9 protein-coding genes are annotated in these 13,621 nt (G+C 45.8%); 6 read left to right on the top strand and 3 right to left on the bottom strand.

Annotated features, from left to right (window positions below; genetic code table 11):
* Window positions 1–15: 15 nt before the first annotated feature.
* A complete protein-coding gene (locus NST38_RS22390; RefSeq protein WP_076252777.1) occupies window positions 16–999 on the top strand; it encodes a sensor domain-containing diguanylate cyclase in 984 nt (327 codons plus the stop codon).
* A 113-nt stretch (window positions 1,000–1,112) separates the two neighbouring features.
* Here NST38_RS22390 and NST38_RS22385 read toward each other — a convergent pair whose 3' ends face one another.
* The gene (locus NST38_RS22385; RefSeq protein ID WP_076252776.1) at window positions 1,113–2,600 is read right to left on the bottom strand and encodes a DUF1565 domain-containing protein; all 1,488 of its coding nucleotides are present in this window, start codon (window positions 2,598–2,600) and stop codon (window positions 1,113–1,115) included.
* Window positions 2,601–2,702: 102 nt separating this feature from the next.
* On the opposite strand from NST38_RS22385, the gene NST38_RS22380 reads away from it, so the two are divergent.
* Window positions 2,703–3,359, top strand: a complete 657-nt coding sequence (locus NST38_RS22380; protein ID WP_076252775.1) for a DUF2625 family protein — start codon at window positions 2,703–2,705, stop codon at window positions 3,357–3,359.
* Between the two features lie 154 nt (window positions 3,360–3,513).
* Here the strand turns inward: NST38_RS22380 and NST38_RS22375 are convergent, their stop codons facing one another.
* On the bottom strand, window positions 3,514–4,854 hold the full coding sequence (locus tag NST38_RS22375; RefSeq protein ID WP_076252774.1) for an MFS transporter: 1,341 nt from the start codon (window positions 4,852–4,854) through the stop codon (window positions 3,514–3,516).
* Between the two features lie 614 nt (window positions 4,855–5,468).
* Here NST38_RS22375 and NST38_RS22370 point away from each other — a divergent pair.
* Window positions 5,469–5,669, top strand: coding sequence for a hypothetical protein (locus NST38_RS22370; protein WP_076252773.1), 201 nt, complete (start codon window positions 5,469–5,471; stop codon window positions 5,667–5,669).
* 127 nt (window positions 5,670–5,796) lie between these two features.
* Here NST38_RS22370 and NST38_RS22365 read toward each other — a convergent pair whose 3' ends face one another.
* Window positions 5,797–8,448 (bottom strand): cation-translocating P-type ATPase, encoded by a 2,652-nt coding sequence (locus tag NST38_RS22365; protein WP_076252772.1) that lies wholly within the window; start codon window positions 8,446–8,448, stop codon window positions 5,797–5,799.
* 309 nt (window positions 8,449–8,757) lie between these two features.
* Here NST38_RS22365 and hcp point away from each other — a divergent pair, with 309 nt between their 5' ends.
* The 3 genes from hcp (at window position 8,758) to NST38_RS22350 (ending at window position 13,613) form a co-directional block, all read left to right on the top strand.
* Window positions 8,758–10,050: a hydroxylamine reductase gene (hcp, locus tag NST38_RS22360; protein WP_076252771.1), complete on the top strand. Its 1,293-nt coding sequence runs from the start codon at window positions 8,758–8,760 to the stop codon at window positions 10,048–10,050.
* 299 nt (window positions 10,051–10,349) lie between these two features.
* The gene (locus tag NST38_RS22355; protein ID WP_076252770.1) at window positions 10,350–11,759 is read left to right on the top strand and encodes a PTS transporter subunit EIIC; all 1,410 of its coding nucleotides are present in this window, start codon (window positions 10,350–10,352) and stop codon (window positions 11,757–11,759) included.
* 228 nt (window positions 11,760–11,987) lie between these two features.
* Window positions 11,988–13,613, top strand: coding sequence for a helix-turn-helix domain-containing protein (locus NST38_RS22350; protein WP_076252769.1), 1,626 nt, complete (start codon window positions 11,988–11,990; stop codon window positions 13,611–13,613).
* Window positions 13,614–13,621 lie beyond the last annotated feature (8 nt).

Here is a 13,621-nt window from a genome sequence, read left to right as displayed (position 1 = left end):
AAAGGCAGTTATTCCATGGATATACAATTAGATCTGGCTCCCTGTGGATACTTCTCTATCTCTGATTCGGGCGTCGTACAGTCGGTTAATCAAACTTTGCTTACGATGCTTGGATATGAACGCGATGAGCTCATAGGGCAACATATTGAATCCACCATGTCGGTGAGCAACAAGGTGTTTTTCCATACGTATTTCTATCCCTACATCCAGTTATATGGACATGTGGACGAGATGTACTTCACGTTCCGTACCCGTGATCAGCAGGCTGTTCCTGTTCTGCTTAACGGTGTTCGCCAGACCCGTAACGGGGAAAGCGTTGTGGATTGTGTCGTTGTAGTCATGCGTAAGCGAATCGAACATGAGAAGGATATTCTGCATACCAAAACGAAGCTACAAGAGTTGTATCAAGCGACGCAAGAAGCGAACAAGGAGCTTGAACGACTGCATGAGGAATATAAAATTAAAGAGCAAGCGTTAATCAAAGTGAATGATCAGTTGGAGACACTGGCTTCCACCGACTTGTTGACAGGATTGAAGAACCGCAGGTTCTTCCAGGAAAAAATGCTTGAAAGCTTGATGATGTTCCAGGAGAAACAACGTTATTTCTCCCTTCTTGTTGTGGACATTGATCATTTCAAAAGCATTAATGATACGTACGGACATCCGATCGGAGATCTGGTGCTCGGCAATCTGGCAGGGCTGCTGCAAACGGTATCGCGAAGTACGGATGTGGTTGCACGTTACGGTGGAGAGGAATTTGTTGTCATTCTTCCAGATTGTGAAGAGGAGCAGGCGATTGGTATTGCAGAACGATATCGTTCACAGGTTGCTTCAGCCGACTGGGGTGAATATAACATTACTGTGAGTATCGGTGCGGCCACTGTAGTAGAGGAAGATACGGAAAAGTCCTTGTTCCAAAGAGCGGACAACGCCCTGTATGCCTCCAAAACCGGAGGACGAAACCGGGTGACACATGCAGCTCAGATGGTAAAAAGTTAAGGATTGGTTTGCATCAAAAGAAAGCAAAAAGGAGCCTGTGTATGATGAGGGAGATGATCCCACATGCACAGGCTCCTTTTATTGTAAGTTGAGATGGCAGACTCAGGGTTAATCTATCGCGGAGCAAGGTAACCATACACCTTAGCCGGAGAGTTCGCCTGAGGACGAAAATCTTCGCTCGGTTCATCCATAAATGCCGGGTTCACATATATGGAGTGTGCATCATTGCCAGATCCCTTGATGTAGGCAGCGATGCCGGAGTAGGCTTTATTTTTCCAAACCCACAGGGCATCTTCCTGCTCACCTGGTGAGTAGTAGACATTATGGTCAAACACATTGCCGGTATTGCTAGTATATTCGTTGTATATTAGTACTTCCGAGCTGCCTGATACGAGAATGTTACGCATGAATGTATTGTTCTTTGTCCGTGACTGCATGAATAACTGTCCATTGCCTGCATTCAGGGTATCATTTCCCACAAGTGTATTGTACATAATCTTGCTATCCTCGGTAGCTCCTCGTTCCTCGTCATAACCTCCCATGGCAATACCCGTCAATCTGTTGGAATAAATCAGGTTATCACGCACGGTAATGTTGCTGGTTGAACGTCCGGCATGCTCTGATGCAATCTCAATTCCGATATCGCTCCGATATACCCGGTTCTGGTCGATGATATGATCTTTCCCGCCATCTACGTAGATGCCGCCGGCCGAGTTGGTATCATTGGGCAGGTCTGTACCGTAGGAGGGATTGTTATTGGACGTAATATCGTATACTTCGTTTCCTCGTACAATGCCGTTCCGAGCCTGATCGTACGTGTCGTCCTCGGACGTACCCTCGTACCCGATCAGATCAATACCAATATTATCGGAATCATGGATGATATTGTCCTGGATGGCAAAGGTATCAACATTACCGTTGACTGCGAGTGACTCGCTTGAACCAAGTGTAAGATCATACAATTCATTATCCTTGATGATGATATCGCGTAAAGCTTGAGGGTGCTCTGTGCCATATATGGCAATACCGTGGGCATCCCTGCCCCGCAAATCGGGACCTTCAGGAGTTGCGTAACTAGCAATCGCGTGTATGGTGTTGCCTAACAGCTGAATATGCTCACCTGCTCCGTGGACATAAATCCCGGTTGGAACTTGGCCCCCAAGTGTGGTTGTGAAATTACGAATTTCGAGATTTTGAATCGTGATATAACTGGCATTTTCAATTTCAATTAACCCTTCAATGCCCCGGACAGATAAACCTTTACCATCAATGATAACCTGCTCCTGAGGATAACTTGAAAATAGGGTTGGATTAGCGGAAGAATTACCGCTCCGGGTGATTTTGACTTTCTGATGATAGACACCTTCACGCAAATAGATCGTGCTTCCTGGCGAAGCGTGGTCGGCTGCGTGCTGCAACGTTTTCCAAGGAGATTGAATGGTTCCTTTATTCGAGTCGTTTCCTTGGGGTGATATGTAATGGATGACCTGGGGATCAGACTTTTGAACAGAAACGGGTTCCTTCATGGCAGATGTCTGATTCTGACAACCGGATACAAGCACCATCAGAATCGGAATCATAAGTATAACTACGCGAATCAAATCGTTTCCCCCTTGAATTTAGCTTTGAAGATAGATTATAGCAGATTTGAACGGGTTAATAACCCATGATATGCTCTTATAAAATCAGCGAGGAGACTGCTCATGAATACATTAACGATAGCTGAATTAGTAGATCGGGAGAATCACGCATGGGAAGAACTCAAGGAACTCCTGAATAGCGGGCAAAATACATATGTGTATGTTCCAGCAAAACAAGAGGCTGGAGAGGATACCCTCTATCGTCTGCAAATAAGCACCAAATCCTATTTGGGGGCTGTTGCTTATGAGACAGAAGGTATTGTACTGGACCATGGTTGGATTACTCTGCTTGGTGCGGGTGGTGACAGTACATCGGGGAGTCTCACCAGTTGGAATGGTGTGAGTGAGCAACCTTGGGTAGATGTGCTGGAAGGTATGATGGTCGTTGCATATGATGCGGCAGGCGGTTTCTTCGGACTGGATACAGGCAAGTATGGCCGCACGGGACACATATATTATTTTGCACCGGATACACTCGAATGGGAATCGACAGAACTGGCATATTCAGGTTTCATCAACTGGCTGGCGAATGGTGATCTGGAGCAGTTCTATCGGACCTTTCGCTGGAAAGGCTGGCAAGAGGATATGTCTCAGCTCGAGACAGGACAAGTATTCGCGTATTACCCACCACTTTGGACGCAGGAAGGTGAGGGCGAGAGCAGTAGTAAAGCCCCAATTAGCATAATGGAGGCCTGGAAGTTCGCACTGGACGGGAAGTAGTTGGCATGCTGCTGTAGGGCGAAATTAGAAAAGTAAACGGTAAGTTCAAGTTCATTGAGTAATCCCCTTTTAAAAAAACGGCATTTCTGTTCCAAACTAAAAAAGGCTCGCGCTTGGCGCAAGCCTTTTTGTTCTGAACTTTAAACATCAAATATCAATTGTCCAATGTAACAGGTTTAATGCTTGAGCGTGAAGCTCTGCTATGCCAGATGGTCAACCCGAGTGAAACAACGCAGACGAGCAACAGACAAGCATACACCACATGATAAGCTTCCTCGACCGAGACTCCCGGAATACTGTGTAGCAGCAGCCCACATACGGCTACAGACACCGAACCACCGAAGAACTGAATCAATTGTAACATGCCCATACCGAAACCGATTTGCGCTTTGGGCAGCACACGTGACGCTTCATTATTCAGTGAAGCCATGGAGGCTGACAGTGCCGGTGAGAAAAAGAGATAACCACTGGTAATGATCAGGGCGGATTGATCCAGTTCGAGCATGAATAAAGCAAGTACCGCTGCGAGCAGGGTGTGTCCGATGATCATAAATCGCATATTGCCATAACGGTCGATCCAGCGTCCAACAAAACGGGTGCAGAATGCTGCAACAATAGCTCCAGGTGCAATCAGCAAACCAATGGCGAGCGAAGAGCGCCCATATAGATCAGCAAGCACAAGCGGCATCAAAAACAGATTGCCCAGATTCACCACCAGCACGCAGAATCCGATAAGGATTAACCGAGTATATCCTGGCGTTCGGAACACTTGTGGATTCACAAACGGAAGACTCGCTTTCCGAATATACAGGAGGTGTACAACAAGTGAAATAACGCCAATGGCAAACCACAACCAGGACTGCTGGGTGATCGCGACCAGAAGTGTAGTGGCATTAATGACGGTTAGTATGGCACCAATAACATCGAACGGCTGATCTGTTTTGACTGTTTCCCGTGGAAGGAAATAGAGCAATACAGGCAGAGCGAGCAAGACAAGCACCGTTATGGCAAAAAGTCCGTTCCAGCCCCAGTATTCGCTAATGAGTCCGCCGACAATGGGGCCAAGTCCAAAAGCCATGGCGCTACCTGATGAGATCAGCGCGATGGCAGCTCCGAGTCGTTCCACTGGGATGTAACGACTTGCAATGACGAGACCCAGCCCGGCCATAACTCCTGCACCCGCAGATTGTAGTATGCGTGTCAGCAACAAGATCGCGAAGTTATGCGCGAACAATCCGAGCAACGAAGATAACCCCAGGATCAGAAGCCCGACCGTTAACAGTTTGCGTACCGGGATACGGTCTGACAATCGACTGTAGATCACCGTCGACAGGGCGTAACCAATCGAATAACTTGAGATGACCCAAGACCCCAGGTCCGAGGTAATCTGCAGATCATGAATAATGACTGGCAAAGAAACATTGAACATGGTGGTATTCATCACAACGATGAACAAGCAGCATGTCCAGATTGGCATGACAATTTTATCTTTCACGGTACCATTCCTGTCTTGGGTATGAATATGAATTCGGATAGAATCTTTAATAGATATTTGATGAAAACCAATATATCATTTTACACCCCATTTCATCATATGGCAATAATGTCATACTGATTCGTTCGGATGTGATGAGCATAGTAAGATTTTAATAATAAACAATAGACGGATTTCCTGAATTTAACTAAAATGATCATTGAACATACATAAGCAGATGGATCAGCGGTTAGGTAACTAGATATGTAACTAATTAGCATGTTGAATTGAAAATGAAGGAGATTATACCCATGACTCATGCATTATTAATGTCCCATAGCGTATTTCCGACGCTTGATATGAATCGAACCGCGCAGTTTTATGAAGAGAAGATGATGCATATTTTATTACCCAGAACCAGGAAGAGCTTCAACAGGAATTGATCAACGCAGATGTGAAAATCGTACGTGCCCTCAATCATACAGACTATAATAACAAGGAGTTTGTGATCGAGGATATCGATGGACGCTGGATCGCTTTTGGCATCAAACAAGGGTAATTAGACGCAGAAAACGGACTTATTAATCGCTAATGATGTTCAAATTGATAGCGGAGTATGTGAGGGAGTAATCTAAATGGTAGAAGGATTTTTATTGTTGTTTGCCCAGATCGGTTTAATTGTTGGAATAGCTTTAATAGCATCCGGATTAACAAATGGTTCAAAAGGGAAAGAAAAGTTTAACTGGTCGGCGACCATCCCCTCGGTATCCTGGGGATTATGTATCCTTATCCTGTCCATCTGTTGGTTGGTATATAGATATCAGCTTAATGCTTAAACATTTTGCGAGGATGTTTTAGAAACATCAGTATGTGTGTGGACTGTTCTCTTTGTGTAAAAAAAACTGTAAATAAACAGGCGCTCCGATAACGGGCGCCTGTTTGTGCATGTTATAACTGCAGATCTTACGCCACAGTAACTTGTTTACCGCGATTACGAATCCACTTGATGACATCCATGAGAATGACGGCGACAAGAGCAAGTCCGCCTGCAATCAGGAACTCATTCCAGCCGAATGTATCCGGGATTGCGAATACACCGCGAACACCTGGAATCAGTGTGATTGCATAGAGACACAGACATACCAGAATGGAGCCAAGCACGAATTTATTGGTCATAAAGCCTACTTGGAAGATGGTCTGTGTGTTGGAACGTGCTGCAAAAGTTTGCAGACTGCGTGCCAGAATCAAGGTTGTGAACGCCATAGCCACACTGATTTCCTCCGAGATGCCAAGCCCGATATATTGAGACACAATAACAGCCGCACCAATCAGGACACCACGCGTAATCACAGCCTGCAGGGTTCCACCTGCGAAGATGCCTTCGTTAATGTCACGGGGTTTACGCCGCATGACATCTGGCTCGGGTTTCTCTGTACCCAAAGCAATGGCAGGCAGGGAGTCGTTCACCAGATTGATGAACAGTAGCTGAAGGGCCGTAAATGGATTAACCCAGCCGACGATCAAGGCAAACAAAATGGCGATAATCGCGCCGAGGTTACCGGCGAACAGGTATGCGATGGCTTTTTTGATATTATCAAATACCATCCGTCCAACACTGACCGCATTTACAATGGAGACAAAGTTATCATCCGTCAGAATCATGGCAGCCGCATCCTTGGCGACATCTGTTCCGCTACCCATCGCTACGCCGATGTCGGCTTGTTTCAGCGCGGGTGCGTCATTAACTCCATCTCCGGTCATGGCTGCCACTTTGCCTTTACGCTGCCAAGCACGCACAATCCGGATTTTGTTTTCAGGAGATACCCTTGCGTAAACCGAGATGTGTTCAAGTTGTTGATCCAGCTCTTCATCAGACATTTTGTCCAGTTCAGCACCGGTAATGGCGAGGTCATCCGGTTCGGCAAGGCCGATATCCACACCGATCGCCTGAGCCGTTGTTTTGTGATCTCCAGTGATCATGATGGTGCGAATGCCCGCTTTTTTGGACTCTTCAATAGAACCGTATACCGCTTCACGCGGTGGGTCAATCATCGCTGTCAAACCAACCAGTGTCAGATCATGCTCGTCATCAATGGTGACCTGGTTTTTATCATCGAATTTTTTGTACGCGTAGGCCAGCACACGGAAGGCACGTTTGGAGAAGGCCTCATTTTTTTCTTCAAATTGTGTGCGAATCTCGGGTGTGAGGAGCTGAACCTCACCGTTGATAAATACATGACTACAGCGGCTGAACAGCACATCCGGTCCACCTTTGGTCAGCAAAGCCGTCTGTCCCTCGAAGGTATGCACCGTACTCATGAGTTTTCGATCCGAGTCAAAAGGAAGCTCAGCTTCACGCGGGAACTGGTCACGGATTTCATTGTAATCCTTGTTCACCCGGTTGCTGAAGGCAATGAGGGCCACTTCGGTTGGGTCACCCAGTTCCTTGCCTTCCTGGTTAATATTCGAATCATTGCAGAGCACTGCAATATGTAACAGACGTCGTTCCTCTTCCGACCACTGGTCGGGATCATCCGGGAATTCGTCCTTGGTGCCATGGGGAATGTAATAATCCACGACAGTCATCTTATTCTGAGTTAGCGTTCCTGTTTTATCCGTACAGATGATACTGGCAGAGCCGAGCGCCTCAACGGCAGGCAGTCTGCGAATGATCGCATGTTGTTTGGCCATCTTATTTGTTCCGAGTGACAATACGATAGTCACAATGGAGGATAACGCCTCAGGAATGGCAGCAACTGCAACAGCTACAGCAAACATCAGTGCATTTACGATGGATGGTCCGATATTCTCCGTACCTTCGGTCAACCATACACGACCCGCTTCAATGCCAAAGATGAGAATCGACAAGCCTAGGATGAAAAAGCCCAGTTTTTTGCTGAATGATTCCAACTTGCGCTGTAATGGGGTGTTCTTGGCTTCGGCATTTTCAATCAGTTCGGCAATTTTGCCGATTTCGGTTTTGAGAGCCGTACCTGTAATGACAAGCATGCCCCGTCCATATACGACGAGTGAGCCACTGAAGGCCATATTGCGACGATCTCCGATTGGAGCCTCATCCGGGATGGTATCGGCGTGTTTCTCCGCAGCTTCGGACTCTCCGGTCAACATGCCTTCGTTGATTTTCAGACTTCCTGATTCCAGGATACGCCCGTCTGCCGGGACATAATCACCTGCATCCAGCATAACAATATCACCGGGAACGAGTTCCCTCGCTGGAATGGTCTTTTTCTGGCCATCACGAATGACCTTGGCTTCAGGTGCAGACATTTGTTTCAGTGCGTCAAGCGAACTCTCGGCTTTTTTGGTCTGCACTACACTGATCACCGCGTTGAGCAAAATAACCAGGAATATGATCAATGATTCAATCAGGTGTCCAAGTACAACCTGTACCGCGGCTGCAATCAGCAACACGATGACCATCGGATCTTTGAAATTTTCGAGGAACAATTTCCAGACTGGTGTTGCATCTTTACCTTTTAACTCGTTATATCCTTCCGTTTCAATTCTCTTGGCAGCTTCGGAGGTCGTGAGTCCCTTGGAGGAACTCTGTACATCCTGAAGGGTTTCCTCCGCACTGTGTCTGTAATGTTGCAATTGACCAGCTCCTTGAATATTAGATTTCTCTGTGTATTACCCTTACGGGCAAAATCTAGAATCGTTTCATTTTCGTATTTTTTTAAGATTATGGATTTATACGTTTTTAGCTGTACACAGTATTTTTCATAATGATCCGAGATATGCCTTTTTTTGAATGTTATTATTTCCAGTTTGGATGATAGTCTGGAGAACCGAATATAGATGTTGGATCAGAAACTGTGTGCACCATCACACTAGCTCATATCAGGGTCTGTTACGCTATTACATAACGAACTGCGTTTAATCTAAGTTTGGAGGGGAAACCATATGTTTTGTTATCAATGCGAACAGACGCCGAGTGGCGGGTGTACCGTGGTAGGGGTATGCGGCAAAAACGAAACAATCGCAAGTTTGCAGGATACGATGATATTTGCGTTAAAAGGCATCGCTGCTTATGCGACACATGCACGCCAGTTGGGATATTCTGATCCTGAGGTGGATCGGATTACACATGAGGCATTATATATGACATTAACGAACTCGAATTTTAATGTACAGGAACATCTGGAGATGGCGATGAAGGTAGGTAATGCAGCAATCCGTATTATGGATGTGTTGGATCGTGCGCACACGGACCGCTTTGGTGTACCGCAACCGATTACGGTTAGCCAGAACCAGATTGAAGGACAGTGCATCGTGGTGACGGGACATAATCTGTATGCATTGGAGGAGTTGCTGCGTCAAACCGAAGGAAAAGGAATTAACATCTATACGCACTCGGAAATGTTGCCTGCGCACGGTTATCCGGCGCTGAAGAAATACGCCCATCTCAAGGGTAATATCGGCAAAGCCTGGTACGATCAGAGAAGACTTTTCGAACAATTCCCGGGTGCTATTCTCGCAACGACGAACTGTGTCATGCCGATCAAAGGCACATATGCAGACCGCTTTTTCTCGTACGAAGTGGCGGGTCTGGAGGGGGTTGCCAAGATTATGGATGATGACTTCTCACCTCTAATTGAACGTGCTTTGTCACTACCTGCGGCTAATGTACAGTCAGAGCAAGTCTTAACGACAGGATATCATCATGAGACCGTGATTGGGCTTGCGCCCGAGATTATTCAAGCGGTGAAAGACGGGCATATCCGTCGATTCTTCGTTATTGCTGGTTGTGATGCGCCAGGCAAAGGTGGCAACTACTATCGTGAACTCGCGACATCCTTACCGAATGATACTGTAATCCTGACGACATCCTGTGGTAAGTTCCGCTTCAACGATGTGAATTATGGTACGGTTGGAGGCACGGGTATACCGCGTTATATCGATCTGGGTCAATGCAACAATTCCGGTTCTACGGTGAAAATTGCAATGGCTTTGGCGGATGCTTTTGGCTGTACTGTAAACGAGTTACCTGTCAGTATTGTGCTGTCCTGGTTTGAGCAAAAAGCAGTTGCGATCCTGCTTGGCCTGTTCAGCCTTGGCATTCAGGACATTCGTATTGGACCAAAACCGCCTGAGTTTATATCGGAAGGTGTCTTGGATGTACTCGTAGATATGTTTGGTCTGAAGTTAATTACAACGGCAGAAGAAGATATGAACGCGATGTTGGCACTGTCATAGGATGAGGATGTATATTTACGTGCAACATCATCTGATGACTGCGAATGTCGGTTGTGAGTATGAAGAGTATGACTCATAAGTACAGTTGGATAAGAGCCTACATAAAAGTAGGCTTTTTTGCTACGTAAACAATGTCATAGGTCCATATACCTTGTATAAATGAACATGAAATGTCAGGGAAATTAGTTTTTTTATCCTATTGAAGTTTTTTCATGGAAATGTGTATATAGATAGAGGCATATTAGATCATAACACATCACAAAACACGGGTTTACCGTAATATGAGGAGATCGTACATAATGCATGACACACAGATTGAAGATTGGTTGAAACTCGCAGGTGGCAAGGAGAACATTAAGCTCGTAGAACATGATAAGGACACAACGACACTGGTACTGAAGGACAGTACACAGTTGAACATGTCGGCTCTTACCTCCGCAGATGTTGTAGCAAATATTCGGGTAACAGGTGAGCATTGTCATCTGGTAATAAGAGATGAATCTTCACTCATCTACAATACGTTACTGGGTATGGACGCTTGGGATTCGACAGGGACAGCGTTGCAGGAAGCGGGACACGCGAAGAAAAACGGATTCTCGATCTTACATTTTGTATCCGATGTATTCAGGCCCTTGATGCCTGCGATTCTCGGAGCCGCTGTTATTAAAATTATAGTCGCCATTATTGTGTTAATGGATACGTACAGTTCTGCAGACTCTTCAGCATTGATGGACAGCCAGACCTTTACGATCTTCAGGATCATTGGAGACAGTGTATTTTATGTACTGCCTATATTGGTAGCAATCAGCACAGCGTATCGGTTGAAGAGTAATATCTATGTTGCAGCATCTATTGGCGGACTCATGTTTTATCCGGAGATGACCATGCTGATGTCAGGGGAAAAAGAGGTGCATTTCCTGGGTTTGCCACTTGTGTCCCAGCCTGCTTTTTACTCTACGCCCATCTGGGTCATTCTCACGATCTGTGCAGCGGCCTACCTGGAAAGAGTCATTGAACGATGGAGTCCAAAATTCTCCAAAGGGATGGTTGCTCCATTCCTGACGTTACTGATTCTTGTTCCGCTAGTATTGATGATACTTGGTCCAGTCGGCACCTGGATTGATGAATATCTGCCGGAGGCATTGAATTCACTAGTAGCTAATGCTCCAGTTTTGTCGGTGATGTTACTGGGAGCTGTCTTCTCACTGATGTTAATTATAGGATTACACTACTGGCTGATTGCCATCATTATTAATGAAATGGTTATGAATGGTGGTTCTATGGTGATTGCTGCCATGTTAGTGGCGATTGTTGGACAAGCGGGGGCCGCGCTTGCAAACGCTTTGCGCTCAAAAGAGCCAACATCAAGAAGCCTGGCTTTCTGGGCTACTGGAACAGCCCTCCTTGGAGTGGTAGAGCCTGCATTGTATGCGGTTAACTTGAGAAAAAGATCCTCTTTCTACGCGGCAATGCTGGGTGGAGCTGCGGGTGGACTGTATTTTGGATTGTTATCTGTCGAGGCATTTGCTATGGTGGGGAATCCGAGCTTGGTCAGCCTCCCGCTCTTCATCGAAGAGGGTAGCTTGAATCTGTTACACACTTGCATTGGTGTGGTTATTGCATTTGGTGTCTCAGGTGGACTAACGTATTGGATGGCAGGAAAAGGACAGAAACGGGGACAGGGGTCACCGAAAGCTAGTATTGATTAATATGTAAAACGTAGTATTGAAGAAATAACATTAAAGAAGAAAGAAAGAGCTTGTACCTAATGGTGCGGGCTCTTTTGTTGTGTTTTTCTGAATAATACAAGTATGAAATGCTCAGTAGCTGTCCTCCATTTTATTCAAGCCATAGCTTGTTGGTTATGGCGTTGTCATGTATTTTGATATAGTGAAACCTATAAATCTGGATTACTAATCCCTTTGAAAGGATAACCTATGTCTGACAACATGGAATGGATTGCTCAATGGAAGTCAACGAATACACTAAGCAACGCTTGGATAACAAAAGGCGAGCTGCATCACTTTTTCAGTCACACTTTGATATTTATCATTGATGGAAAAGCGATCTGGAATATAAATGGACACCGAGTTCACGTCTCCTATGGAGAATTAATTGCGCTTGAAGAGAATTCCGTAATGGAGGTCATTGAAGGTGGCAACCTGGATCTGGCAGGCTGGCATGTTCAGTTCGATACATATTCGGTGCTGCATGATCGACGGGAAGCTGAGAAGTTCGAATGGCATTTACCGTCAGGAGAGGCGTATCAGAAAGTGCAACTGTCCGGTGGAGGTCTGGCAAGTATCATTCAGCATTGGAGTGAAGTGTATACACAGAATCAGAGTGCAGAAAGGGTTGGCAATCAGCATTTGTTATATGAGTTGTTAAGTAATCTATATCGGAAACAGCCGGATAACGAGTTGAAGCCAGAACACGGTATACTTCGCTCTATTGACTATATGCAGCAGCATTATGATCAGGTCATTACACGCACACAGTTAGCTCAGATCGCTGGTATTAGTCCATGGCATTATTCCCGCAAATTTAGCGAGCGATATGGTAAGCCACCTCTGGATTATCTGGCCCACTACCGGATCTATCGCGCGCAGGAAGAACTGTTATTAACCGCTGCAACCTCTCAGGATATTGCCAAAAAGACTGGATTTGAAGATGCTCATTATTTTAGCCGACGATTCAAACAGTTGACTGGCGTATCACCAAAGATATATAGGCAGACGATGACGCAGCGCAAGATCGTATCACTTTCTCCAATCTGTGCAGAAATTATGATTCATCTGGGTGTCATTCCCCATGCCGTAGTGGTAACTCCGATCCTGTTGTCTCCACATCACCGTGAACAATTTACAGCTCATGGAGTGAATATGCTGGAGGTGACACAGTATGAGGTGGAGATAGAACTTGTTCGACAAGTTCAACCGGAGATGTTGATTGGAAACGTATTGACGGAAGAGGTCAAAAGGGAGCTGCGCACAATTGCACCGATTCTTACCGGACTTCATCAAGATGTAGAACCAATGCTCGATCAATTAGCAGCCTGGTTTCTTAAAGAAGATGAGGCTTATAGACTGCATCAGCAAATGAAACATGAAGTCAGTGTAGCTAAGCGACAGTTGCAACCCATCATCCAATCCGCATCCACAGTCATGTTGCTGAGGGTAGAAGCGTTTGGTTATCGATATCTGGGTGGGCATTCACACGGGGTATCACTCTTGTTATATGAACAGCTTGGATTAACACTGCCGCAAGCACTCGATTCAGGTACAGCCTGGTTTAATCCTTGTTCGCTTGACCTGCTGACGCAAGCCAATCCAGATTATCTTTTTGTGGAGAAGCGGATCATGCAGCACTTCAGTGCTGAAGAGAATATGAGGAAACTATGGGAGAGTCCGCAATGGAACGAGCTGAAGGCTGTAAAAAATAATCGGATATTTTACGTAGATACTCACCTGTGGGTAGACGGTCACGGAATTACGGGACACACTCTGATTCTCAATCAGATCGTTCGCAATCTTACGGAACCTTTTCATGAGAGAGCACAATAATCCAACTG

Source organism: Paenibacillus sp. FSL H8-0104 (assembly GCF_038050215.1).
GTDB classification, from domain to species: Bacteria; Bacillota; Bacilli; order Paenibacillales; family Paenibacillaceae; genus Paenibacillus; species Paenibacillus amylolyticus.
The sequence above is the reverse complement of the archived record's forward strand: the minus strand, read 5'-3'. Positions and strand labels throughout refer to the sequence as shown.